Annotated in this window: 21 protein-coding genes; 9 read left to right on the top strand and 12 right to left on the bottom strand. The window is 71.7% G+C overall.

Annotated elements, in window-relative coordinates; all coding sequences use genetic code 11:
* Nucleotides 1-2 precede the first annotated feature (2 nt).
* On the top strand, nt 3-434 hold the full coding sequence (locus AB0I43_RS12305) for a Rieske (2Fe-2S) protein (RefSeq protein WP_357431934.1): 432 nt from the start codon (nt 3-5) through the stop codon (nt 432-434).
* Here AB0I43_RS12305 and AB0I43_RS12300 read toward each other — a convergent pair.
* From AB0I43_RS12300 to AB0I43_RS12290, 3 genes are all read right to left on the bottom strand, one after another.
* Entirely contained in the window at nt 431-895 is a 465-nt protein-coding gene (locus AB0I43_RS12300; RefSeq protein ID WP_356970381.1) for a VOC family protein, read from the bottom strand. The genes AB0I43_RS12305 and AB0I43_RS12300 overlap by 4 nt on opposite strands.
* Before the next feature lie 99 nt (nt 896-994).
* Nucleotides 995-1714 carry a hypothetical protein gene (locus AB0I43_RS12295; protein ID WP_356970383.1) on the bottom strand — a complete coding sequence of 240 codons (720 nt, stop codon included), beginning with the start codon at nt 1712-1714 and terminating at the stop codon, nt 995-997.
* Nucleotides 1702-2649 (bottom strand): hypothetical protein, encoded by a 948-nt coding sequence (locus AB0I43_RS12290; RefSeq protein WP_356970385.1) that lies wholly within the window; start codon nt 2647-2649, stop codon nt 1702-1704. The genes AB0I43_RS12295 and AB0I43_RS12290 overlap by 13 nt, the downstream gene beginning before the upstream one ends.
* 119 nt (nt 2650-2768) lie before the next feature.
* On the opposite strand from AB0I43_RS12290, the gene lspA reads away from it, so the two are divergent.
* From lspA to AB0I43_RS12275, 3 genes are read left to right on the top strand one after another with little or no spacing between them, the layout of a single operon-like run.
* Complete coding sequence (lspA, locus tag AB0I43_RS12285; RefSeq protein WP_356970387.1) at nt 2769-3389, top strand: signal peptidase II; 621 nt, start codon at nt 2769-2771, stop codon at nt 3387-3389.
* The gene (locus tag AB0I43_RS12280; RefSeq protein ID WP_357431932.1) at nt 3386-4312 is read left to right on the top strand and encodes an RluA family pseudouridine synthase; all 927 of its coding nucleotides are present in this window, start codon (nt 3386-3388) and stop codon (nt 4310-4312) included. Before lspA ends, AB0I43_RS12280 begins: the two co-directional genes overlap by 4 nt.
* Nucleotides 4305-5018, top strand: a complete 714-nt coding sequence (locus AB0I43_RS12275) for a hypothetical protein (RefSeq protein ID WP_357431931.1) — start codon at nt 4305-4307, stop codon at nt 5016-5018. Before AB0I43_RS12280 ends, AB0I43_RS12275 begins: the two co-directional genes overlap by 8 nt.
* 164 nt (nt 5019-5182) lie before the next feature.
* Here the strand turns inward: AB0I43_RS12275 and AB0I43_RS12270 are convergent, their stop codons facing one another.
* Nucleotides 5183-7231: an MMPL family transporter gene (locus AB0I43_RS12270; protein ID WP_357431929.1), complete on the bottom strand. Its 2049-nt coding sequence runs from the start codon at nt 7229-7231 to the stop codon at nt 5183-5185.
* A 133-nt stretch (nt 7232-7364) separates the two neighbouring features.
* On the opposite strand from AB0I43_RS12270, the gene AB0I43_RS12265 reads away from it, so the two are divergent.
* Together AB0I43_RS12265 and AB0I43_RS12260 are read left to right on the top strand one after the other, a co-directional pair.
* On the top strand, nt 7365-8717 hold the full coding sequence (locus tag AB0I43_RS12265) for a sensor histidine kinase (RefSeq protein ID WP_357431927.1): 1353 nt from the start codon (nt 7365-7367) through the stop codon (nt 8715-8717).
* Nucleotides 8714-9370: a response regulator transcription factor gene (locus AB0I43_RS12260; protein ID WP_357431925.1), complete on the top strand. Its 657-nt coding sequence runs from the start codon at nt 8714-8716 to the stop codon at nt 9368-9370. Before AB0I43_RS12265 ends, AB0I43_RS12260 begins: the two co-directional genes overlap by 4 nt.
* A gap of 42 nt (nt 9371-9412) precedes the next feature.
* Here the strand turns inward: AB0I43_RS12260 and AB0I43_RS12255 are convergent, their stop codons facing one another.
* Both AB0I43_RS12255 and AB0I43_RS12250 read right to left on the bottom strand, forming a co-directional pair.
* Nucleotides 9413-10231, bottom strand: a complete 819-nt coding sequence (locus tag AB0I43_RS12255; RefSeq protein WP_357431923.1) for a PhzF family phenazine biosynthesis protein — start codon at nt 10229-10231, stop codon at nt 9413-9415.
* An 84-nt stretch (nt 10232-10315) separates the two neighbouring features.
* Nucleotides 10316-12727: an HAD-IC family P-type ATPase gene (locus tag AB0I43_RS12250; RefSeq protein WP_356970401.1), complete on the bottom strand. Its 2412-nt coding sequence runs from the start codon at nt 12725-12727 to the stop codon at nt 10316-10318.
* A gap of 106 nt (nt 12728-12833) precedes the next feature.
* Between AB0I43_RS12250 and rarD the strand changes: the two genes are divergently transcribed.
* The gene (rarD, locus tag AB0I43_RS12245; protein WP_357431921.1) at nt 12834-13739 is read left to right on the top strand and encodes an EamA family transporter RarD; all 906 of its coding nucleotides are present in this window, start codon (nt 12834-12836) and stop codon (nt 13737-13739) included.
* Here rarD and AB0I43_RS12240 read toward each other — a convergent pair.
* The gene (locus AB0I43_RS12240; RefSeq protein ID WP_356970405.1) at nt 13736-14290 is read right to left on the bottom strand and encodes a TIGR02452 family protein; all 555 of its coding nucleotides are present in this window, start codon (nt 14288-14290) and stop codon (nt 13736-13738) included. The two genes, rarD and AB0I43_RS12240, sit on opposite strands and share 4 nt — an antisense overlap.
* Nucleotides 14291-14295: 5 nt before the next feature.
* Nucleotides 14296-14979: a TetR/AcrR family transcriptional regulator gene (locus AB0I43_RS12235; RefSeq protein WP_356970407.1), complete on the bottom strand. Its 684-nt coding sequence runs from the start codon at nt 14977-14979 to the stop codon at nt 14296-14298.
* 96 nt (nt 14980-15075) lie between these two features.
* Between AB0I43_RS12235 and AB0I43_RS12230 the strand changes: the two genes are divergently transcribed.
* Nucleotides 15076-16254, top strand: a complete 1179-nt coding sequence (locus AB0I43_RS12230) for a serine hydrolase (RefSeq protein ID WP_357431919.1) — start codon at nt 15076-15078, stop codon at nt 16252-16254.
* 6 nt (nt 16255-16260) lie between these two features.
* On the opposite strand, the gene AB0I43_RS12225 is transcribed toward AB0I43_RS12230, so the two are convergent.
* On the bottom strand, nt 16261-17805 hold the full coding sequence (locus tag AB0I43_RS12225; RefSeq protein ID WP_357431917.1) for a glycosyltransferase family 39 protein: 1545 nt from the start codon (nt 17803-17805) through the stop codon (nt 16261-16263).
* 266 nt (nt 17806-18071) lie between these two features.
* Between AB0I43_RS12225 and AB0I43_RS12220 the strand changes: the two genes are divergently transcribed.
* Nucleotides 18072-18875 carry a HEAT repeat domain-containing protein gene (locus AB0I43_RS12220; RefSeq protein WP_357431915.1) on the top strand — a complete coding sequence of 268 codons (804 nt, stop codon included), beginning with the start codon at nt 18072-18074 and terminating at the stop codon, nt 18873-18875.
* On the opposite strand, the gene AB0I43_RS12215 is transcribed toward AB0I43_RS12220, so the two are convergent.
* The 3 genes from AB0I43_RS12215 to AB0I43_RS12205 form a co-directional block, all read right to left on the bottom strand.
* Complete coding sequence (locus AB0I43_RS12215) at nt 18865-22128, bottom strand: arabinosyltransferase domain-containing protein (RefSeq protein WP_357431913.1); 3264 nt, start codon at nt 22126-22128, stop codon at nt 18865-18867. The genes AB0I43_RS12220 and AB0I43_RS12215 overlap by 11 nt on opposite strands.
* 107 nt (nt 22129-22235) lie before the next feature.
* Nucleotides 22236-22742: a hypothetical protein gene (locus tag AB0I43_RS12210; protein ID WP_356970417.1), complete on the bottom strand. Its 507-nt coding sequence runs from the start codon at nt 22740-22742 to the stop codon at nt 22236-22238.
* Between the two features lie 44 nt (nt 22743-22786).
* The gene (locus tag AB0I43_RS12205; protein WP_356970419.1) at nt 22787-24163 is read right to left on the bottom strand and encodes a DNA polymerase IV; all 1377 of its coding nucleotides are present in this window, start codon (nt 24161-24163) and stop codon (nt 22787-22789) included.
* Nucleotides 24164-24169 lie beyond the last annotated feature (6 nt).

Below are 24169 nucleotides of genomic sequence, written 5' to 3'. Positions count from 1 at the left end.
CGATGACCCTGCCCGATCTGAATCGCCGCACGGTGGTAGCCGGCGCGGGCGCGCTGGCCGCCGCCGCGACCCTGACCGCCTGCTCGACCTACGGCAAGGACGACTCCCCCGCGCCCGCGCCCACCGAACCGGCACAGCCCGGGCCCGCCGGCACCGCGAGCGGCCTGGCCAAGACCGCCGACATCCCGGTCGGCGGCGGCAAGATCGTCGGCAACACGGTGCTGACCCAGCCGACCGCGGGCCAGTTCGTGGGGCTGGACACCACCTGCACGCACGCCGGCTGCAAGGTCACCGAGATCGCGGGCGGCACCATCATCTGCCCCTGCCACGGGAGCAAATTCGGCCTGGACGGCGCCGTCGCCGCCGGCCCGGCGACCCGCCCGCTGAAGTCGAAGAGTATTCGGGTGGAGGGTGATTCGATCATCGAGGGCTAGCTGCTGAACATCTCGGCCATGCGCCGGTCCATCTCCTCGGGCGGTACGTCCTCGACATGGGTGGCCACGGTCCAGCGGTGGCCCCACGGGTCCTCGAACGCGCCGCTGCGATCGCCGTAGAACTGGGTGGTCACGGGCGTGAGCTCGCGCGCCCCGGCCGCCAGCGCGGCGGTGAAGGCGGCGTCCGCGTCCTCGACGTAGACGTGCAGGTTGACGGGTGTGCCGCCGACGGTCTTCGGGTCGCGGAAATCCAGTTCCGGCGCCGGGTCGCCCAGCATGATCAGCGAGTTGCCGAGCGTCAGTTCGCAGTGCGCGATCTTGCCGTCTGGGCGGGGCATGCGCATGCGCTCCGAGGCGCCGAACACCTGCTTGTAGAAGTCGATGGCGGCGGCGGCGCCATCGACCGCGAGACCCGGCGACACCACCGGGTAACCGTCGGGAACAGCCTTGACATCGGACATGAGAGACCTCCGGTCGGGTCGAACGGGTGACAAATGCGAGCCTATGCCCGGGTCCGGGCGAAATGGCCGGTTCGACCCGATGATCTAGATCCGGGCCCGTCAGGGCCCCGCGACCCCGCGCAGGCGGCGGACCTGGGCCGCCGTGACCGCGGTGAGCGTGCCGGGATCGACCTGGTCCAGCCCGGTCACCGACACCTGGGCCAGGGTGGGCCCGACCTGCACCAGCGTCACCAGGGTGACCAGGTCGACGCCCTCGCTGCTGGTGTGCAGCCGGTAGGAGGCGCTGGCGTCACCGGCGGGCGGCTGTTCGAGCGCGCCGAGCCGGAAATCGATGCGGGTCTTGTCGGTGTCGGTACCGGAGTAGGCGGTGCAGCCGCGCAGCGTCTGCTGGACCGCGGCGAAGGCGGCGCCCACCTGGTCGGCCGGGTAGCTCGCGGCGTCGATATCGATGCTGGAGAAGTTCGGGCCGCTGTAGCCGATGAAGTTCCAGGCGCGCGCCTGGGACTGCTGTTCACCGATCGGCGTCATCACCCGCTCACAGCCCGCGGGCGTGGTCGGCGGCGGATCGCCGAGCGGCAGGTCGGCGGAGCGCGAGGCGCCCGACGGCGAGTATCCCGCGGGCAGATCGGCCGGGTCGAGCAGCCGGGCGAGCAGGACGTCGGAATCGGTGAGCGGTTCCCCGGCGGCGGGCGCGGCGGCCACGACGGGACCGAACGCGGGCAGGCCGGATTCGGGGGCCGGGTCGTCCGAGGAGCAGCCCGCGAGCGCGGCGCCCACCCCGGCCAGCACCAGGCCGAGGCCGCGGGTCACTCGGTCCACGAGACCTGCGTGGTGATCGTCTGCTGCAGATCGCTCTTGCTGTGCGGATCACTGTAGGCCTGGTGCCCGCCGACGGTGATCATGCCGGACACGGGCAGCGGCAAGCCCAGATCGACGGTGATGGTGCCCTGGCCCTGCATCACGTAATCCTGGATGGTCAGCGTGCCCGCGTTGTTCGGCAGCGACCACACCTTGGACTTCGGCGTCTGGGTGACGCTGAGATCGATGGTGAGCCGGTTGTCCTCGCGATGGGTGAGCGTCGCGGTGGTCACCTGATCGAGGGTGACGCCGCCGTCGACCTCCTGGTGCACCGTCCACACCGCGCCCTCGCCGACCGCCTCGTCGGGGAACATGATGGAGCGGTAGACCGCTTGATAGAAGGCCTGTTCCAACGCGGCGCGGGCGGCGTTGGAGGTGTCCGGCGAGGGCGCCAAGCGCAGTGCGGTGATCGCGCCGTCGTCGTTGAACTCGAAGCCGGCGTGCGATCCGTCGGCCGCGGTGAGCGCCTTGGCCAGTGCCGGATCGGAGCTGGTGACGGCGCCGAGGGTGAGGTCGCACCCGTCGCCGTTGGCTTGCGCCGTCATCGGGATGGTCATCGGCGAGGACGAGAAATCGCGCACCGGTTGATCATTGATCTGCTGCTGGATCCGGTGCTCGGTGCGCAGTGTGACCTGCTGGGTGGTGCCGGCCGGGTAGCTCGGGCGCAGCACCGCGCGCGGCTCGGCGCCCGGGGAGACCAGGGTCGCGGCCGCCTCGGAAATCGGGACGGTGACTTCCTTCCCGATACCCAGCGGCTCGGTGCCGTCGGACACCGCGGCCGTCTCACCATCGTCGGCGCAGCCGACACCGAACGCCGAGAACCCGAGCGCGAGCACCACGAGCAGCACACCGGAACGCGCGACCCGGGGAGCGTGGGGGGAAGACAACACCGTCACAACCGACAGCGTACGACCGCTTCCTGAGTGGCGGCTTTGAGCAACACGTTTCCGCAGTTGCCGGGGCCGCGAACACGCCCGCGCGGAGGCGCGATGCATCGCGTGCAGGAGACTGAGAGATGATGATCGACGTGAGTGACGACCGGCCGCCCGAGGATACCCAGCCACCGACCGACGGGGCGGCGCCAGCCGTGCCCGAATCCGAACCCGCGCCGCGGCGGCTGTACATCCTCCTGGGCCTGGCGGCGGTGCTGCTCGGGCTGGACCTGCTGACCAAGACCATCGCGGTCGCCAACCTCACGCCGGGCGATCCGGTCTACCTGATCGGCGACTGGGCCCGCTTCTCCCTGGTGCGCAACCCGGGCGCGGCGTTCTCCATGGCCACCGGCATGACCTGGCTGCTGACGCTGGTCGCGGCCGGTGTGGTGATCGGCGTCATCCGGATCGGGCGCACGCTGCGCTCGCTGTGGTGGGCGATCGGGCTGGGCATGGTGCTCGGCGGCGCGCTCGGCAATCTGATCGACCGGCTGTTCCGCGCGCCGGGCCCGCTGCAGGGCCACGTCGTGGACTTCGTGGCGATCGGCTGGTGGCCGGTGTTCAACGTGGCCGACTCCGCGATCGTGTGCGGCGCGATCCTGCTGGTGGCGCTGACGATCTTCGGTTTCGAACCGGACGGCACCCGGCACGGCCAGGACGACCGGCCCGAGGTCGACGCGCCGAGCGAAGGGAAGACGGCATGAGGGAGACCCGGTCCATGCCCGTGCCGGACGGGCTCGACGGCATGCGGGTGGACGCGGGCCTGTCCCGGCTGCTCGGACTGTCCCGGACCGCGGTGGCCGCGCTCGCCTCGGACGGTTCGGTGCAGCTCGACGGCGTGGCCGCGGGCAAGTCCGATCGCCTGATCGGCGGCGCCTGGCTGGAGGTCGAGTTCCCGGAACCCAAGCGCGAGTTGACGATCGAGGCCACGCCGGTGGAGGGCATGAAGATCCTCTACGCCGACGACGACATCGTGGCGGTGGACAAGCCGGTCGGCGTCGCCGCGCACACCGGCGTCGGCTGGAGCGGGCCGACCGTGGTGGGCGGGCTGGCGGCGGCCGGCTACCGCATCTCCACCTCGGGCGCGCACGAGCGGCAGGGCATCGTGCACCGGCTCGACGTGGGCACCTCCGGGGTGATGGTGGTCGCGCAGTCCGAGCACGCGTACACGGTGCTCAAGCGGGCGTTCAAGCAGCGCACCGTGGAGAAGCGATACCACGCGCTGGTGCAGGGGCATCCCGATCCGTCCAGCGGCACCATCGACGCGCCGATCGGGCGGGCGCGCGGCAACGACTGGAAGTTCGCGGTGACCGCCGACGGCCGGCCCAGCGTCACCCACTACGACACCCTCGAGGCGTTCCAGGCCGCGAGCCTGCTCGACATTCATCTGGAAACCGGGCGCACGCATCAGATCCGGGTGCACTTCTCCGCGATCCGGCACCCCTGCTGCGGCGATCTGACCTACGGGGCCGATCCGCGGTTGGCCGAGCGGCTGGGCCTGGAGCGGCAGTGGCTGCACGCCAAGACGCTCGGGTTCCATCACCCGGCCGACGGGCGCTGGCTGGAGATCGAGTCGGAGTACCCCGACGACCTGAAGCACGCGCTGGACGTTCTGCGGAATGCCTGAAAGACTCGGCGCGGCAACCGGTTCGGAGCGGCGCGCCCGGGTGCGGCGCGGTGCGCTGGCCGGGGCGGCCGCGGCCGGGGCGGTGGCGCTGATGTTCGTGCTCGGCGCGCTGAATCCGCCGCGTCCGCTCGGGGTCGGCACCGATCGGCTGGGGCCGGAGCAGGGTGAGACGGTCGCGGACTATCTCGCGCGAGCCCGGGATTCGCTGCGGGGCGAGGAGAGCGGGGAACGCTGGGCCCTGGTGTCGTTCACCCGGGAGCTCGTGCCGGCGGAGATCCCCGCGCACAGCGGCGGATTGCGCATCGGGCAAGTGCTGCACCGGGTTCCGCTGCCGCGCGTGCAGACTCCGATCGTGACGGTCGGGGTGCCCGCGGGCGACGGCGTGGCCGTCGCCTCGGCGGGCGACGCGGCCTGGCAGCTCGAAGCTCAGCTGGCGCACGACCGGTCGGCGGGCGTGCTCGACGACCGGGCCCTGCGGGTCACGACGGTCTCGATCGCGCGGTTGCGGGAGGGGTGCGCCTGCACGGTCGGTCTGGTGGTGCGCGGCACGCTGCCGCAGTTGCGCGCGCTCGGCAACGAGGTGCGCGCGGTCGAGGCGCTGCCCGCGGACGCGGTCGACGGGCACTTCGCGGTCAGCCCCCTGCTGCCGGTCTACACCGACCGCGTTGCCCCACTGCCCGACGACGGCCCGGTCCCCGAGCGGTAACCCGGCCACCGGGCATCAGCGACGTCGCGCACAGGAACGAACCCGGCTTCCGGCTGCGGTCGAACGCCGAGGCAGACCGCCTGCCGCACCGGGTAAGACGCACGAAACAGCAGGCCGGTGCCGGTGGCCGCGCGACGCACGCCACCGGCACCGAGCCGATGCTGTTACCGGGCAACCAATTCCGCCTCCCGGCGCGGAGCCGGTTCCGGCAGCCGGGCCGGCCACCAGACGCGATCACCCGCGATCAGCGCGAGCGCCGGAACCAGGATCGAGCGGACCAGCAGGGTGTCGAGCAGGACGCCGAAGGCGACCACGAAACCGATCTGCGCCAGCGCCACCAGCGGCAGCGTGACCAGCACCGCGAAGGTCGCGGCCAGCACGACGCCGGCCGAGGTGATGACGCCGCCGGTCACCGCGAGGCTGCGCAGCATCCCGGCGCGGGTGCCGTGCCGCTGGGCCTCCTCCCGTGCCCGGCTGACCAGGAAGATGTTGTAGTCCACGCCGAGGGCGACCAGGAACAGGAACGCCAGCAGGATCAACCCGGCGTCCAGGCCCGCGAACCCGAAGAGGTGCTCGAACAGGAAAACGCTTGCCCCCAGGGCGGATCCGAAGGACAGCACCACGGTCAGCACCAGGCCGATCGGTGCGGCGATCGCCCGCAGCAGCAGGCCCAGCACGATCGTCACCACCAGCAGCACCAACGGGATCACCACCCAGCGGTCGCGCTGCGACGCGTCGGCGATGTCGAGGTTCGACGCGCTCGGGCCGCCGACCACGGTGCCCGGGGCGAGCGCGGGCAACGCGGCGCGCAGGCGTTCGATCGTCGCGTACTCGGCCGGGGAGTCGGCGGAAGCCCTCGGGATCGCGGTGATCTCGGAGTATTCCGGTCCGGTGCGCCCGGCTTCGGCGGCGCCGATGCCGGGGTCGGCCTCGGCGGCGCGCAGCACCGCCGCGCGGGCGCTGTTCGGCGTCATGATGAGCAGCGGAGTGCCGGCGCGCTCGGGGAAATGCGCCGCCAGCGTGCGCGCCCCGGTCACCGATTCCGGTGTCGTCACGAATTGGTCCGCGCGCGACAGTGGTTCGGTGTTGCCGAGCAGGCCGAGTCCGAGCAGGGCCAGCACCGCCACCGAGGCCAGTGCCGCAGCCACCGGCCGCCGGGCGATGCTCGAGCCCACCCGATCCCACAGGGTTGTTCCCGTCCCGACCGCGTTCTGCGCGTGCGGGATTCGCGGCCAGAAGATGCGCCGCCCGCACAGCACCAGCAGGGCGGGGAACAGGGTCACCATCACCAGCAGCGTGCACACGATCCCGGCCGCGCCGACCGGCCCCAACCCGGCCATGTTGTTCATGTCGGCCGCGAGCAGGCAGAGCAGGCCCAGGCTGACCGTGGCGGCCGAGGCCGCGATGGCGGGCACCGCGCTGCGCAGGGCCGCGAGCATCGCGCCCGCTACCTCCGCGCGATGGTGCAGTTCCTCGCGATACCGGGCGACGATGAGCAGCGCGTAATCGGTGCCGACGCCGAACACCAGGATGGTCAGCACCGCCGCGCCCTGATCGTTGACGGTGACGTCGAAGACCTTCGCCAGGCCGTAGACCGCGGCCATGGCGGCGATGTTCGCGCCCGCCACCGCGAGCAGCGGCACCAGCCACAGCAGCGGGCTGCGGTAGGTCAGCAGCAGGATCACCGTCACCACCAGCGCCGTGACGATCAGCAACTGCTCGTCGATGCCCTCGAACGCGCCCTCGAAATCCGCCGAGAGCGCGCCCGGTCCGGTGACCTGGACCGTCAGCCCGGCCGGATGCTCGGCCACCCGCGCGCGGAACTGCTCGATGTATTCCGCTGTCTCGCCGTGGGATTGGTCGACCAGCACCGGAAACATCAGTGCGCGGCCGTCGTTCGACGACAGTGGCTGCTCCGGCCCGGTGGCACTGCCGTATTCGGCGCGCAGGGCGGCGTAGTGGGCGGCCGCGGCGGTCCGGTCGGCCGCGGTGACGCCGCCGTCCCGCTCGTACACCACCAGGAAGACGTTCGACGTGCCGCCGGGCAGCGTGGCCTCCAGTTCGGCCGCCAGCGTCGAATGCGCGGCGGCGGGCAGATAGTCGGTTTCCTTGTCGGACTTCACGTCGTCGAGGCGGGCGGCGAACGGCAGCAGCGCGGCCAGCACCGCCACCCACAGACCGAGCAGCAGCGCTGCCCTTGCTTTCATCCCCATCACTGTCTCCTTGTTCCGGACATGGGAGCAGCGTCGCGGGAACGGGCGGCGGAAACGTCCGCCCGGGGAGGGCACTTGCGAATACTCCGCGCGGAGTACGCGGCGGTGGGCGCGCTGCCCGACAATGACGGGGATGGGTATCGATCGAGGACGAGCACGCGCCTGGTGGGGCGACGGCACACTGGCGGTGCTGCTGCTGGTCGCCGAGCTGGTCGCCGCGCCGCTGCTGCCGGGGTTCCGGGAGTTCGACGCGCTGGGCGCGGCGCTGCTGGCGGCCGCGACGCTGCCGCTGGCCGCGCGCACCTACGCTCCGGTGCCGGTGCTCGCCGTTCACCTGATGGCGATCATCCCCTATCACGCCGCCGAATTCCCGCACGAGGCCGTCATTCCGGCGACCATCGTGGCGCTGTACACGGTGGCCCGGTTCGGCAACCGGCGGCGCACGGCCGTCATGGTGGTCACGGTGCTGTTCTTCGGTCTCGCGGGCATCCTGATGTCCGGGGAGCAGGACGAGAACATCGCGATAGAGGCGTTCGGCGCGATCGGCTGGATCGTGCTGGCGTGCGTGGCCGGGGAGGCGGTCCGGCTGCACCGCGCCTACATCGCCGAGGTGCTGGACCGGGCCGAGCGCGCCGAACGCTCCCGTGACGAGGAGGCGCGCCGGCAGGTCGGCGAGGAGCGGCTGCGGATCGCCCGCGACCTGCACGATCTGCTGGCGCACACGATCACCGTCATCCAGGTGCAGGCCGGAGTGGCCGCGCACCTGGTCACCGAACGGCAGGCCGATCAGCGCACCGTGCTCGCCGCGCTGGACACCATCACCGGCGCGTGCGCGGACGCCCGCACCGAACTCGCCGCCACCGTGGGCGTGCTGCGCACCGCCAGCACCGAGGCGCGCGGGCCGCTGCCCGCGCTCGCCCAGATCCACGCGCTGGCCGCGCTGGCCGAATCCGCCGGTGTCGCCGTCGAATTCGCGACCACCGGCCCGGCCCGCCGGCTCACGCCCGCCGTGGAGATGGTCGGCTATCGCATCATCCAGGAGGCGCTGACCAATGTCGCCAAGCACGGCTGCGCCGAGCACACCACCGTGCACCTGGCCTATCATCCGGACCGGCTGGTCATCCGGGTGAGCGACGACGGCACCGGAACCACGGACCCGGCACCGGGTTTCGGCATCCGGGGCATGCGGGAGCGCGCCGCGGCCATCGGCGGCACGGTGCGGGTCGCCGGGTCGCCGACCGGCTTCACGGTGACCGCCGACCTGCCCGTCGCCGATCCGGCCCTCGCCGCCGCCGGGGGCGGCTCGACCGTGACCGGCGCCACCGGGGCGCGACCGCGCGCGACCGAGCCGGTCGGCACCGCGGCCGTTGCCGGCACCGCCGGAGCTCCGGCCGTCGCGGACAGCTTGCCGCGCCGTGGCGACTCGACCGACCATGTGGCCGCCGACGCACCGATCGGCGTCGAAAAGCCCAGAGGCCGAGCATGATCCGGGTGCTGCTGGCCGATGACCAGACCCTCGTGCGCGGCGCGTTCGCGATGCTGGTCGCCTCGGCTCCGGACATGACGGTGGTGGGTGAGGCCGGAACCGGGCGCGCCGCGGTCGAGCTGGCGCGCACCGCACGGGCCGACGTGGTGGTGATGGACATCCGGATGCCCGACCTCGACGGCATCGCCGCGACCACCCTCATCGCCGCCGACGAAAACCTCTCGGGCGTACGGGTATTGGTGCTCACCACCTACGACACCGACGACAATGTGCTCGCGGCGCTGCGGGCCGGGGCCAGCGGCTTTCTCATCAAGGACACCAAACCGGCGGCGCTGCTGGACGCCATCCGGACCGTCGCGGCGGGCGAAGCGCTGCTCTCCCCCAGCGCCACCGCCGCGGTGATCGCCCGGGTACGCGCGGTGCCCGATCCCGCCCCGCGGCCGAACCTGGGCGCGCTGACCGAGCGCGAACTGGATGTGCTGGTGCTGGTCGCCCAGGGGCTGACCAATGCCGAGATCGCGGAAACCCTGGTGGTGAGCCCGCTGACGGTGAAGACGCACGTCAGCCGGATCCTGGCGAAGCTGCTCGCCCGCGACCGGGTGCAGCTGGTGATCGCCGCCTACCAGGCGGGGCTGGTCACCCCGGCGAACTAGGGACGCAGTAGCTCCCACGGGGAGCTACTGCTGGTGGGTAGGTCAGTCGGGCAGGGTGACGACGCCGTCGAGATAGCGGCGGCAGCGGCCGAACAGGTACACCCGATCGCCGTCGAGTTCGCCGCGCAGCGATCCGCCGCGGCTGGAGAGCTGGCGCGCGGTGATGCGGTTGCGGCCGAGTTCGCGGCACCACAGCGGGACCAGTTGCGCGTGCGCGGAACCGGTCACCTGATCCTCGGCGATGCCGAGCGCCGGGCCGAACACCCGCGAGACGATGTCGGAGCTGTCGCCCAGCGCGGTGATGACCGCGTCGAACCGCAGCGGCGGGAAGGCCGCGAAATCCGGTGTGGCGGCCCGCACCTCGTCCTCGGAGCCGAGCACCAGGATCTCGTCGAAGCCGGTGTAGGCGCGCACCGGCCGGACGCCGAGCGCGGCCACCAGCGCCGGATCCGGTTCCGTCTCGGTGGACGGCAGGGCGGGCAGATCCAGCACGTACTCGTCGTCGTCGGTGCGTTCCACCCGCAGCCAGCCGCTCTGGGTGAAGAAATCGACCCGGTCCAGACCGGGGTGCATGTCCTCCAAAATCTGCGCGGCGGTGGCCAGGGTGGCGTGACCGCACAGCTCGACCTCGACGGTGGGGGTGAACCAGCGCAGGTGGAACGCCGGCCCCTCCCCCGGCGGCGGACCCGCTTCCGGGGGTAAGTGCGAGGTGTAGAAGGCGGTTTCGGCGAGGTTGTTCTCCCGCGCCAGGTCGAGCAGCAACTGATCGGGCAACCAGCCCGGCAACGGCATGACCGCGGCCGGGTTGCCCGAGAACGGTGCGTCCGTGAACGCGTCGATCTGGTGCAGCAATACCTCCATAGTCGCTGAAGGTACTCCAACCCCCAATCGCCCTTGCGCACAAGGCTTCTCGTGGGCGCGCCGGGTCGATCGTCCAGTAGGCGATCAGGGGGTGGGCGGCAGCAGATGGGGTTGCTCACCACGCATTTTGGCGCTGATCCACCACCCGGCCTCCACCAGGACGATGCCGACCAGACCGCACGCGAACGCCGCCGTGGTCAGCCGCACATTGGACGGATCGAGCTTGAAGAACTCACGGGTGAACGGCGTGGAGAACAGGAAGACGTAGGCCGCCACGGAGGCGCCCAGCAGCACCACCTTCCACCACACATACGGCCGCGCCACGATGGCCAGCACCCACACCGCGATCATGATCAGGGTGATCAACGCCGTCGTACTCGCCTGCACCCGTTCGGTTTCCGAGGCGTCGGGCCCCTCGTAGGCGATCAGGTAGGCAATGAAGGTGGCCACGCCGATCACGATGCCGGACGGCACCGCCTGCCGCATCACCCGCGAGACGAAGCCGGTGCGGGCCCGCTCGTTGTTCGGGGCGAGCGAGAGGACGAACGCGGGGATGCCGATGGTGAACCAGGCCGCGATCGTGACGTGCCGGGGCAGGAACGGGTAACCGAGCGCCTCGTAGTGGAAGATCTGCGACCCGACGCCGGCGACGCCGACCAGGAACGCCAGCAGCACCGAGTAGACCGTCTTGGTGAGGAACAGATTCGAGACGCGCTCGATATTGCCGATCACCCGCCGGCCCTCGCCCACGACGTAGGGCAGGGTGGCGAACTTGTTGTCCAGCAACACGATCTGGGCCACCGCCCGGGTCGCCGGGCTGCCCGCGCCCATGGCCACGCCGATGTCGGAATCCTTCAGGGCCAGCACGTCGTTCACGCCGTCGCCGGTCATCGCGACGGTGTGCCCGCGCGATTGCAGGGCGCCCACCATGGCCCGCTTCTGATCCGGGCGGACCCGGCCGAAGGTGGTGTGCTCGTCCAGCGCGTCGGCCAGCGCCTGCTGATCCTCGGGCAGCTTGCGGGCGTCGATGGCGTTGTCGCCGCCGGGCAGGTCCAGCGACGCGGCGACCGCGCCCACCGACACGGCGTTGTCGCCGGAGATCACCTTCACCGAAACGTTCTGCTCGGCAAAGTATTCGAGCGTCTCGCGGGCGTCGGGACGGACCTTCTGCTCCAGCACCACCAGCGCGGCGGGCCGCACGGTGCCGGGCGCGTCCGCGGCGTCGACCGGGCGATCGCTGCGGCCGAGCAGCAGGATGCGCAGGCCGGAGGAGCCGAGTTCCTCGGCCTGGCGGGCATCCTCGGAGGCGGAGTCCAGCAGCACGTCCGGCGCGCCCAGCAGCCAGTCGCCGTGCTCGCCGAAGGACTGCCCGCTCCACTTCTTCGCCGAGGAGAACGGCGCCACCGCCGTCTGCGGCCAACCGGGGCCGTCCGGCAGCGCCTCGGCGATGGCCTGCACGCTGGCGTTCGGGCGCGGGTCGTTGGCGGCCATGGCGGCCAACGCGTTTCGTACCTCGGCCTCGTCGGCGTCGCCGAGCACCTTGATGTCGGACAGGCGCATGCCGTTCTCGGTGAGCGTGCCGGTCTTGTCGGCGCACACCACGTCCACCCGGGCCAGGCCCTCGATCGCGGGCAGTTCCTGCACCAGGCACTGCCGCTGCCCCAGCCGCACCACGCCGACCGCGAACGCGATCGAGGTCATCAGCACCAGGCCCTCGGGCACCATCGGCACCAGCGCGGCCACCATGCCGGTGACCGCGGGCCGCCAGGACTCGCCGCTGGAGACCAGCTGGTTGTAGATGCTGAGCAGGCCCGCCGGGATCAGCAGGTAGGTGATGAACTTCAGGATCTTGTCGATGCCGCTGCGCAATTCGGAGTGCACCAGCGTGAACTTGCTGGCCTCCTCGGCGAGCTTGGCCGCGTAGGCGTCCTTGCCGACCTTGGTGGCGCGGTAGGCGCCGGACCCGGAGACCACGTAGCTGCCCGACATCACCGCGGCGCCCTCGGGCTTGTCCACCGGGTCGGCCTCACCGGTGAGCAGCGACTCGTCCACCTCCAGTTGCGCGGACTCCTCGACCTCGCCGTCGACCACGATCTGGTCGCCGGGGCCCAGCTCGATCAGGTCGTCGAGCACCACCTCGCGCGGCGCGATCTCGGCCGCCTTGCCGTCGCGGCGCACCGTGGGCTTGGCCTGGCTGACGATCGCCAGCTGGTCCAGGGTGCGCTTGGCCCGCACCTCCTGAATGATGCCGACGGCGCTGTTGGCCACGATGAGCAGGCCGAACATGCCGTCGATCAGCGAGCCGGTGGCCAGCACCAGCACGAACAGGACGCCGAGAATGGCGTTGATGCGGGTGAACACGTTCGCGCGCACGATGTCGCGGACCGAGCGGCTGGCCCGGTCCGGCACATCGTTGGTGCGCCCGTCGCGGCGGCGCTCCTCCACCTCCGCCGCGGTCAGTCCGCTGGCGTCGCGAGCCTGCACGGTTGTCGACATGCCAGCCAGCCTAAGGCGTGTCGCATTCGCCGCGCCGCCGTGCCGCGCGGGGAGTCGGCGGATTATGGGATGACCGCAGGGCCACGCGGGCAGTAGCGTGCACGGTGTGCGGCGTATCGGATCGGCTCCCGGGGTGGTCTTCGGAACAGGCGCATACCTGATCTGGGGCCTGTTCCCCGCGTTCTTCGGCTTGCTGGCCTTCGCCGACGCGGTCGAGGTGGTGGCGCAGCGCATCGTGTGGACGCTGGTCGTGGTGCTGCTCGTGCTGGCCCTGACCGGGCAGCTGCGCGGGCTCGCCGGGATCGACGCCAAGACCTGGCGCCTGGCCGCCGTCGCCTCGTTCGCGCTGTCGCTGAACTGGGGCGTGTACGTCTACGGCGTGCTGAGCGGGCACGTGGTCGAGTGCGCGCTCGGATACTTCATCAATCCGCTGGTCACCGTGGCCTTCGGGGTGGTGATCTTCCGCGAGCGGCTGTCCCGGGCGCAGTGGGCGGCGCTGGGGCTGGGCGCGCTGGCCGTGGCGGTGCTGACGGTCGACTACGGGCGTCCGCCGTTCATCGCGCTGATCCTGGCCTGCTCGTTCGCCACCTACGGGCTGATGAAGAAGGTCATCCGGCTGGACGCCCTGCGCGGCATCGCCGCCGAGGGCATCGTCGCCGCTCCGTTCGCCCTGATCTTCATCGGGTACCTGGTGTTCTCCGGCCGCACCGAATTCGCTTCCAGCCCAGCCCATACCGGTCTGCTGCTGGCCACCGGGCCGGTCACCCTGGTGCCACTGCTGCTGTTCGCCGTCGCCGCCCAGCGCGTGCCCCTGTCCACCATGGGCCTGCTGCAATACCTGACCCCCGCCCTCCAGATGGCCTGGGGCGTGGCCGTCATGCACGAGCCCATGCCGCCCTCGCGCTGGGCCGGTTTCGCCCTCATCTGGGCCGCCCTGGCGATCTTCACCACCGACGCCCTGCGTCGCGCCCGCAACACCCGCCGCGCCACCCAGCCGGTCGAACCCGTCTAGCGCCCGAACCGGCGCTCGAACGCGGTCCGGTTCGGCGTCACCGGTTCCCGGCCCCAGACCGCGAACACCACGCGGCCGAACGCCGCGCCGTGCACCCGCAGCGCCGCGTCGAACGCCGCGGCCACCTCGGCGGGATCGTTGCGGAACACGCCGCAGCCCCAGGCGCCGAGCACCAGATCCCGCACCCCGTGCCGGGCCGCGATCGCCAGCACCCGCGCGGCGCGCTCGTCCAACTCGGCGCGCACCGGCACCGGCCGCTCCGACCGCAACCGCAGCTGGCCCGCGTTGGGCGCGGGCGAGGTGAGGAACGACACCGGGTACGGCCGGGCCAGCAGTTCGCCCCGGCCGTCCCGGATCACCGGGACCGCGGGCGAGTAGATCACCCGGTGGGAGTAGCGCAGATCCGCCGAAGCACGATGCGCCGCATAGTAATCCGGCGCTTCCAGCAAACAGCGGTAGAGGAGCGCGCTACGGCACAGATCCTCTTCCTGCGCCCGGGCGCCCCGCAGATACCCGCCGCCGGGATTACGCGCGGACGCGAAATTCAGCAACCAGATCAGCGGCGGGCGCGGAGTTCGATGGCGTCGAGGAACAGGTCCAGGGCGACGGTGAATTGGTCCTCGTCGTCCACTTCGGCGAGGTGGGGGGCGACGGCGGCGATGTTGGGGAAACGGGTGGGTGGGAGGGCGAGGTATTCGCGGCCCCAGGCTTCGCGGTCGCGGGCCAGTGCTTCGGGCGGGAGGGTGAGCAGGGTGGCTTCCATGGCGGAGTAGGACAGGGCCACCTCGACCAGGGCGCGGTAGCAGGAGGCGGCTTCGCGACCGCGCAGGCCGGCGCGCAACAGCGCGCCGATGACGATCTCGGCGCCGGCGAACTCCGACTCCCGCCGGCCCGTACGGCCGGAGACGGCGACGGCCACCTGGGGGTGCGCCCGGCAGGCCAGGCGGATGCGCTGGGCGAGATCGGTGAGGGTGGCGCGCCAGTCGTCGGTGTTCTCGATGCCGTCCAGCGCCTCGGCCATCACGCGGTCGGCCAGCGCCAGCATCAGCTCGTCCTTGCCGCGGAAGTGCCGCAGCACCGCCGTGTGGTCGACGCCGAGTTCGGCGCCCAGCCGCCGGAAGGTGAGGGCTTCGGAGCCGTCGCGCTCGATGATCCCCATCGCCACCTCGACGATGCGCTCGGGGGTGAGATGGCCGCGCGCACGACGCTTTCGAGCGGGGGCGGGCGAGGAGTCCGGCACCGCGCAAGCATACCGACAGCAATAGTCACCACTGTTGACACCACTGGTGATCGATGGTTGCATTCCGGCAGCTCGACGCGAAACGGAGATCTGCCCATGAGGAAACGAAGCCTGATCGTCGCGGTGTCGGCGGCGCTGCTGTCCGGCCTGGCCGCCGTCCCGGCGCACGCGGAGGATCGCGCGCTCCCCCTGCCGCTGCTACCCCACGTCCCCTTCTACCGGACCGACACCCTCGCCGCGGCGCACCGCCCCGAGCCGCTGCGCACCGACGGGCTGCGCGAGATCGACGCCGAGTACGTCTACGACGGCCGGGTCCGGACCGTGCGCGATTTCCTGCGGCGCACGTCCACCCGCGGCTACCTGGTCCTGCGGGGCGAGCAGATCCTGGACGAGCGCTACTTCGGCGGCTATGCCGCGAGCAGCCGGTTCAACTCGTGGTCGGTCGGCAAGTCGATCACCTCCGCCGCCGTCGGCGCGGCGCTGGCCGAGGGCCGCATCACTTCCCTCGACGACCCGGTGACGAAGTACCTACCCGAGCTGGCGCACAGCGGCTACGCCGGAGTCGCCCTGCGCGATGTGCTGCGCATGGCCTCGGGCACCAGCTACGACGAAACCGACTACGCCGACCCGACCAAGGGTTCCACCGCCACCACGATCCGCATGGTCGCTGGGACCGCCCTCACCGACCAGGCACGCGAGATCCGGCGCGAACGCCCGGCCGGAACCCGCTGGAACTACGACTCGATGGACACCTTCGTGCTGGGCTGGGTGGTCGCGCGGGCCACCGGCCGGACGCTGCCGGACTATGTGCGGGAACGGATCTGGCAGCCCGCGGGCATGGAAACGCCGGCGCTGGCGGGCTCGGACTACGCGGGCAACGCGATCGCCTACTGCTGCTATCACGCCACCGTCCGCGACTTCGCCCGCTTCGGCCTGCTGTATCTGCGCGAGGGCCGCGCCGGTGACCGGCAGGTGCTGCCCGCCCAGTGGATCCGCGACTCCACCCGGGCCACCGAGCCCTACCTGCGCCCCGGCCATCTGCGCCCCGACAAGCCCGCGGCCGTGGAGAACACCTACGGCTACGGCTACCAGTGGTGGCTCGGCGACGGCGATCGCGGCGACTACGCCGCGGTCGGCATCCTCGGCCAATTCGTCTACGTGTCACCGCGCGACGGCCTGGTGATCGTCAAGGCGAGCGAGGACCTGAACTCCGAGGCGACGATGGGCGAGGCGATCCACGCCTTCCGCGCCGTCGCCGACGCGCTGCGCGGCTGACCCCGCTCAGGTTCCGTGCTCGATGCGCAACGACATGAGTTCGGGCCAGGTCTGCGACCACGGGCGCTGCGGGCCGGTGCAATACCAGACCCGCATCCCGTGGTTCACGCCCTGGAAACCGGTGGGATCGTCGAGCCGGGCCAGCAGGGCGACCGTCGCGAACCGGGTCGCCAGCGGCGCGGCGAGACTGTCGCCGCCGACGTAGAGCACCCGGGTCGCCGCGTCCGGCGGCGGCCCGAAGTAGCCGTACCCGCGGCTCGGGCTGTACACCGGCGGCAGGTCCCGCCGCGCGAGCACCTCCAGCGCGCTGGCCTGCCAGTAGTTCTGGGTCACCACGACGACACCGGCGCGCTGCTCCGCCGGCAGGCCGGCGACGGCGGCCGTGACGGTGTCCACCAGCTGCGGCCAGCCGCGCAGCCCGAAGAACTGGGCGCGAATCGCCATGTCGCCGTTGCGCACCGCGGGCCCGTGCAGCCACGACTGCGGCAGCGGGAGCACGCACACCGCGGCCACCACGACGACGGTGCCCAGCGCGAAATAGGCCGGCAGCAGCCGATCGAGCCGGTACCGCCTGCCCAGCGCGGCCAGGTAGGCCGCGCCCGTCGCGGCGAAGATGGCGAACCCGTCGCCCAGGTAGTACGGCCGCATGCCGCCGACGAGCACGGCCAGCAGCGGCACCACCCCGAACGGCAGCAGGAAACGGTAGGGGCGCAGCAGCGGCGACCGGGCCACCGCCCAGATCCCGAGCAGCAGCAGGAGTCCGGTCGGCCCGGTCGTCAGCACCAGCTCGCGCAGCACCGAGACGAACTGCCCGTCGGCCATCGTCACCTGTTCCGCGCGAATCTGCGCGCCCATGCCCGCCTGCGGCCAGCCGTGCCGGGCCTGCCACAGCACGGCCGGAACCGCCGCCGCGGCCAGGATCGCCGAACCGGCCCACAGCGCCGGGCGCCGCAGCACCTCCCGGGGCCCGAACAGCAGGACCCCGGCCCCCAGCAGCAGCCAGACCGCCGGCACCAGCCATTTCACCTGGAAGTCCACGGCCGCAACCACTCCCGCGCCGAGCAGCAGCACGTCCCGGCGGGTGCGCACCCAGCGGATCACCAGCCAGCCCAGCAGCGCGACCAGCGCCGCGTCGTAGGCGAAGGTGCTCAGCGCCGCGGACTGCTGCACCGCGAACGGCGTGCAGAGATAGCCGAACGCCGCCATCAGCTGCGCGGCGCGGCCGCCGCCGAGCTCCCGGGCGATCACCGCGGCGAGCAGGAGAGTGGCCGCGGTCAACGCGACCACCGGGAGCCGAAGCAGCACAGCGGAACCGGGCGCCACCAGGTCCGACAGCGCGGCCTGCAACGGCACCAGCGGCCCCTGGTCGGCGTAGCTCCAGGACGGATGCCGCCCGGCCGGAACCAGATACAGTTCGTCGCCCCAGAGCGGATAGCGCCCCAGCCGCGCCAGCAGCAGCACCGCGCAGACCCCGATCAGGATCGACAGCTCGCGCCAGGCCAGCGACGCCGGCGCGTCCGGGGATCGGGTGTCCTGGGTGGCAGCGCGCATCGCGGCCCTCCCTAGCAACGGTTCGAACGTGCCGCCCGGGCCTCGCCCCACCGCACAAGCTGTCGAAATCCGATGCTAATGCCGAAGATCGGGCCCGCCCAGGCTGTCTTCTCACAGCGTTCCCGCGGCGCGATGGTGACCTGCAACACGCCGCCGCGTACGGTTGCGGCTGGTCGCGGGGCTCGCGCGGGGAGAATGCTGGGCATGACCCGGATGCGATTGCTATGAATGACAGGGCCGGTAGCGACCTCGCGGGGGTAGGTTCCGTGGAGTTGCTGAATCGGGCGCTCGCGGTCGGCGATCCAGAGGACGACCGATGGTGGCGCACGGTGACCGAGTTGCAGCGCCGGACCGAACGGGAGACCTTCGACGCCGTTGCCGCCCTGACGAATTCGCCGGACGCGACGACGCGCCTGCTCGCCGTCGACATCCTGAGCCAGTACGGCTACGCCCACGACAAACCGTTCCTGGAGGACGCGCTCCCGCTGTTCGCGGCGGCGTGCCGGGATCCCGATCCCCGCGTGGTCGCCTCCGCGATCGGCGGATTCGGGCATCACTACGATCCACGCGGGCTGCCCGCGGTACTACCGCACGCCGAATCGCCCGACCGCGGCATCCGATTCGCCGCCGCGGTCGCCCTGGCCACCATCGCCGGCGAGCCGCCCGCACCCGAGGCGGTCGCGGCCCTGGTGCGGCTGAGCACCGATACCGAAGACATGGTGCGGGATTGGGCCGTGTTCGGGCTGGGCACGCAACTCGACGTCGACACCCCGGCCGTGCGCGACGCGCTCGCCGCCCGGCTCACCGACGCCGACCCGGAGACCGCCGCCGAGGCCGCCATGGGGTTGGCCCGGCGCGGCGACCCGCGCGCGGTGCCCGCGCTGCACACGATGCTGGCCCGGGACCCGAACACGCTGACGCTGGAGGCGGCCACCGTCCTCGGCTCCCCGCAGTTCCTGCCGGCCTTGCGCGCCCTGCGCGACGACGCGGGCGCGGCGGAAACCTGGTATCTCACCACGCTCGACGACGCCATCGCCGCGTGCACACCGGCGCACGGCTTCACCAGCTGACGTTGATCGGCCCCGGCGTCCAGGTGCCCCAGCGCTCGACCGGGGCCACCTCGACCCGGGCGCCGACGGCCTGGGGATCCAGCGGAATGTACTGCTCGAGCGAGCCCCAGTCCCGATCCCAGTCGTTGTTCAGATACGCCGGCAGCGTGCGCGCTTCGTACAGCAGCCCGGTCCAGCCGAGCGGGCCGCCGCCCACGTGGTCCTGCCACATGGTGGTGATCGACGCAAGGGTGCGGTCCGGCAGGATCCGGTACTCGGGCAGCCCGGCCACCCCGACCCGGGTGGGCAGATGGTTCTGGCACGGGAAGTTCAGGCCGACGGCCCAGTCCAGCAGCACCGGCGTGCGCGAACCCAGCAGGGCGTTCAGGGTTTTCGTCTGCGGGACGCGCGGCGGCGTCACCGCCAGCCACTGGTCCTTGCCGAGATCCTTGTCGGTGGCCACCAGACGCACCACGTCGGCGTCACCGGGCAACTGGTCGAGCGGCACCCGCAGATTGCGCCACAGCGGCGCGGGGCCGATGTCGAGGGGCAGCACGCGCGCACCGGTGGCCACGCTGCCGTCGGGTCGCGTTGTCCCGTATTCGAGTTCGAGACTCTGGCCGGGCTGCTCGACGCCGTCGGCGTCGATCGAGCGGATCCGGCCGGCGACCGCGATGGCGATGATGTCGCCGCGGCTTCCGCCGACCGCCTCGGGCAGCCGGAACCAGCCGGTGCCGAGCGTGGCGGGGACCTGGTCGCCGTCGCGGTAGCTGCCGAGCACCGGGGTGGTGGCCGGGTCCAGCCCGAAGGGCAGCGCCACGGCACTGCCCTGGGCCGTATCCGACCCGGAGTCCGCCGATTTGGCGGCGTCCTGCAACTCCGCGGGATCACTGGAGACGGTGTTGGCGCGGCCGGCCTCGGAGTCGACGTCGTCGGATACCAGCACGGGGGCGACGCCGGTGGCGGTGAACCCGGTGGCGTCGGTCCCGGCCAGGGTGCTCGCCGCGTCCCCGCTGAGCGGTGCGAGCACCGAGGCGTTCGGATTCGGTTCCACCAGAACGTCATCGGCCAGGCCGCAGCCACCGGCGAAGGCCGCGGACAGGTTCGACTTGCCGATCGAATAGGCCGGATACTGCGAGACCGCGGCCTTGGCCAGCGACCCCACCTCGAACAGCACCATGAACGCGGCGACCAGGGCCAGCACCGGCACCCGGCTCAGCCGTTCCGCCCACGGTCTCAGGCGCGTCCGCGGCCGGATGTGCCACCAGCCCGCCACCACCAGCGCGAGCACCGCGAGCCCGGCCGCGAGCGTGGACAATCCCTTGCCCGCGATCTCGGGGGCCTTGTCCCAGAACGGAACTCCCCACGCCGAGACGTACCAGTATCCGTTGGCCGCCACGAATGTCACGGCCAGGGTGAAGAACACCGCCGCCGCGAACAGCGCCCGGTTGCGCACCGGCCGCAGCACCCCGTGCCCGACCGCCACCGCGGTCAGCGCCGCCACGCAGGCCGCCAGCCCGGCGAAGACACCGAACTGGTGGTTCCACTTGGTCGGCGAGAACATCATCAGCACCATCGCGGCGAAGGTGATGCCCACCAGCCGCCGGGTCGGCCCGACCGCGGTGCCGGGCAGATGACCGCCGCGGCGCAGCATCGACACCACGCACACGATCAATCCGAGCAGCAGCATGAACATGCCGAAGCGGCGGGTGAGCCAGCCGTCGCCGCTGGGGGTGATCAGGTACTGCCAGCGCAGGTATTCGAAGAACCAGGACTCGCCCGGTTTGATCAGGTCGTGCACCCGCAGCATCTCCTGCACGGCCGCCAGGGTGCGGTCGGCGAACACGACGGTCAGCACGAGCAGCCCGGCCGCGATCAGCGGGGCGAGCAGCGGCAGATAGCCGACCGTGCGGGCGCGCCGCACCACGATCTCGGTCAAGCCGCGTGCCCCGGCGGCCAAGGCGCCCAGGCAGATCAGGCCCGAGGGCGCGGCGGTCAGCGTGAACGCCGCGATGAGGATCGCGCAGGCGGCGGGCAGCAGCCGCCGGGTCGCCAGCGCCCGCTCCATCGACACCCAGGTGAGCAGCACACCGGTGGCCACCACGAATTCCGCGCGCAACCCGTTGTTGTAGGGCAGCCAGAACGCCAGGAACATCAGCCCGGCGGTCCACACCGCGACGCCGCCGCGCAACGCCACGCCCAGGCGCGGCAGCACCTCGCGGCTGATCACCCACCAGCTGAGCACCGCGGCGGCCAGGGTGGGCAGGCGCACCCACGGACTCACCGTGGAAATCTGTGCGAGCCAGCCGATCACGTCGGTGTAGGGCGTGTAGAACGGCCCCTCGTCGACGCTGAACCAGCGGTAGTAGTTCGACATGTAGCCCGAACTCTGCGCGCCGCGCGCCATGCCGAGGATGTAGCCGTCGTCGGAGGTATTGGCGCCCAGGAAATGCCACACGCCCAGCGTCGCGAACACCACCCAGTCGACAGCGCGCAACCGCCACCACCGCGTAGGCAGGAACCGGCGCGCCGAGCGGCCGTCCAGACTGTCGAGGCGGTGCAGGGCGACCAGCGCGACCAGGGTGGCGAGCACGCACAGCACGATGACGGCGAGCTTGAGCGGCGTCGGCGAGGTGGAGAACCGGGAGTCCACCTCGATGCGCATGCTCAGATCCGCGGGCGGCGCACCCCGCACGTCGCTGAAGACGCCGACCACCTGGGGCCGCAGGTCCTTGCCCGCGAGATCACCGGAATCGATCGGCCCGGCGCCGCCGGCGGCCACCGAGGTGCGGCCCGCGCCGAGATCGACGGCGACCGCGCAGTTCTGACCGCGCACCTGCGCCAGCGGCGCCGACCACAGCAGCGTGTTGCGCGAGACGACGTCCACGCGTCCGGCGCGTTCGGCGGTGTCGGGCACGACCTTGACGACGAAGCCGTAGCGCTCCATGTCGGCGGACTGGCGCGGAATGGTCGACATCACGATGCCGCCGGTATCGGCGAGCGCCGTCATCGCGGCGCAGGGGATCCGGGCGGCGAGATCGATCGGAGCGTAGGTGGTGAGCGGCGCCTGCACACCCGTGGTGGCACCGGCCTGAGGCCACGTGATGGTGGCGGTGTCCATGCGTACCGGCAGCAGCGGAATCGCGATCGCGCACAGCGTGCCGATCAGCGCCGCGATCAACGCGACGGGCCGCGCCCAGCCCCCATACCTCACCGGTCTCGCGGTTTCGGACTCCTCGACGGACTCCCCCGCCCACACCATTGTGTCAGCCACGGGGCCCGATAGTAGCGGCGAACCCCGAAAACGGTACTACCGCATCACTTTCCTGAAAATCCGCTGAGAAACCGGCGGCCGGCGCGAGGGCCGGCCGCCCGCACACCTCAGGCCGCGCAGGCCACGGACTGGATGTTGACCAGCTGCAGCATCTGGCAGGCCCAGGCCTTCTGCACCTTCCACTTGCCGTTCTCGGCGACGAATGGCACGTCGGCGATGTTCTCCTGGCCGTTCATGGTGATCTTGGCCTTGGCGTTGATGGTGTCACCGAAGGCCGTCACCTCGGTGACCTCCGCCTTCGCGCCCGCCTGCTGCACGGCCTGGGTGAGGCGGCTCGGCAGTTCCGGATCCGCCTCGGCGCCCTGCACCATCTCCAGCTTCTCGGAGTTGGGGATGTTCGGGTCCAGGGCCTTCTGCAGCTCGGCGTTCAGCTCCGCCACGGTCGGGACCGGCGGCACGTTCGCCGCGCTGGTGGCCGTCGCCATGGCACTGGTCGTCGAACTCTTCGCCGTCGAAGTGTCCTTCTTGTCATCGCCGCCGCAGGCCGTCATGCTCAGTGCGGCCACGAGGGCCAATCCGGCGATCGCGATGCGTCCAGTCTTACGAAGCTTCAACTGCTCGTCCTTTGCGTTCGAGTCGGTCCGTGGTGTGCATCAGGCTAATGGAGGCTGTCGAGCGGATCGGCACGGGACAGACTGATGTCATCGGCGCTGAAGGTACGCGCTGGACCCGGCCCTGTCGAACTCGTCTCGAAACGGATTGTGACCACTCCCAATCCGGCGCCCTGCACCCACCCGTGCCCGAATTCCGGGTGCCGGACATCCATTCCGGCGTACCAGGCGGTCGCCCGCGGCTCCGGCGTGTCGGCCTCGGCCGCCGGAGCGGCCGCCGCCCACTCCGGTGGCGTCTCCTCGACCGGATCCTGATCGAGCTCCGGGAACAGCGACTCCTGCCGCACCGTGGACAGGCCGCCGAAACCCACGCCCACCAAGCGGATCGGGCCCAGTTCGGCCGGATCGATCGCGGAGCGCTGGGCCGCGGTGCCCAGCGTCGACAGATCGGTGGTGGCGTACGGCAGGGTGAACGACCTGGTCACGATGCTCATGTCGGACTTCTTCAGCTTCAGCACCACGGTGCGCGCCGCGCGGCCGTCCTTCTCCAGCCGGCGATGCGCCGACGCCGCCATCGCCTCGATCGCGGGCCGCAGCTGGGCGAGGGTGACGATGTCCTTCTCGTAGGTGTTCTCGGCGCTGATCTGCTTGGCCTCGGCGCGTTCGGCGACCGGGCGATCGTCGATGCCGCGCGCCAGCCGGTGCAGCGCGGCGCCCACGCTGCCGCCCAGGATCGAGGCCGCCTCGGCCTCGGGCAGCGCGGCGAACGCGCCCACCGTCTCGATACCCAGTGAGCGCAAACGACTTTCGGCGACCGGGCCGATCCCCCAGAGCTTGCGCACCGGCAGCGCGGCCAGCAGATGCTGCTGCTCGGCGGGCGAAACCACCCGGATGCCATCGGGTTTGGCCAGGCCGGAGGCGATTTTCGCGAGCTGTTTGCCGGTGCCCGCGCCGACCGAGGCGACCAGCCCCGTCCGCTCCCGCACCGTCGCGCGCAACTCGGTCGCGAACTCGTGCACCTCGGCCACCGAGGCGCCCGCCAGCTCGGCGGGCTCGCCGAAGGCCTCGTCGAACGAGAGCGTCTCGAGCACCGGGATACGTGCGCGCAGCGCCTCGAACACCCGCTCGCTGAGCGCGCCGTAGACCACCCCGCGCGGCGGCATCACCACCACGCCGCCCCCGACCAGCCGCCGCGCCTGGTGCATCGGCATCGCCGAGCGGGCGCCGAAGACCCGCGCCTCGTAACTCGCGCCCGCGACCACGCCGCGCCCGCCGGTGCCGCCGACGAGCACCGGCCGCCCGCGCAGCGTGGGCCGGGTCAATTGCTCGACGGATGCGAAGAAGGCATCCATATCGATGTGCAGGACCCAGCGCCGGGCGGTGCGCCCCGCGTCCGCCGGCGGGTAGGGCGAGCGCGCGCTCACCGCGAC

It is taken from the genome of Nocardia sp. NPDC050435 (assembly GCF_040655395.1).
Classification (GTDB): Bacteria; Actinomycetota; Actinomycetes; order Mycobacteriales; family Mycobacteriaceae; genus Nocardia.
Note: the sequence above shows the minus strand (reverse complement) of the source record. Positions and strands in the feature narration are given on the sequence as shown.

Coding starts and splice junctions, on each gene's coding strand:
- AB0I43_RS12305 (WP_357431934.1), top strand. CDS start 3: ATGACCCTGCCCGATCTGAATCGCCGCACGGTGGTAGCCGGCGCGGGC.
- AB0I43_RS12300 (WP_356970381.1), bottom strand. CDS start 895: ATGTCCGATGTCAAGGCTGTTCCCGACGGTTACCCGGTGGTGTCGCCG.
- lspA (WP_356970387.1), top strand. CDS start 2,769: ATGATGATCGACGTGAGTGACGACCGGCCGCCCGAGGATACCCAGCCA.
- AB0I43_RS12280 (WP_357431932.1), top strand. CDS start 3,386: ATGAGGGAGACCCGGTCCATGCCCGTGCCGGACGGGCTCGACGGCATG.
- AB0I43_RS12275 (WP_357431931.1), top strand. CDS start 4,305: ATGCCTGAAAGACTCGGCGCGGCAACCGGTTCGGAGCGGCGCGCCCGG.
- AB0I43_RS12270 (WP_357431929.1), bottom strand. CDS start 7,231: ATGGGGATGAAAGCAAGGGCAGCGCTGCTGCTCGGTCTGTGGGTGGCG.
- AB0I43_RS12265 (WP_357431927.1), top strand. CDS start 7,365: ATGGGTATCGATCGAGGACGAGCACGCGCCTGGTGGGGCGACGGCACA.
- AB0I43_RS12260 (WP_357431925.1), top strand. CDS start 8,714: ATGATCCGGGTGCTGCTGGCCGATGACCAGACCCTCGTGCGCGGCGCG.
- AB0I43_RS12255 (WP_357431923.1), bottom strand. CDS start 10,231: ATGGAGGTATTGCTGCACCAGATCGACGCGTTCACGGACGCACCGTTC.
- AB0I43_RS12250 (WP_356970401.1), bottom strand. CDS start 12,727: ATGTCGACAACCGTGCAGGCTCGCGACGCCAGCGGACTGACCGCGGCG.
- AB0I43_RS12230 (WP_357431919.1), top strand. CDS start 15,076: ATGAGGAAACGAAGCCTGATCGTCGCGGTGTCGGCGGCGCTGCTGTCC.
- AB0I43_RS12225 (WP_357431917.1), bottom strand. CDS start 17,805: ATGCGCGCTGCCACCCAGGACACCCGATCCCCGGACGCGCCGGCGTCG.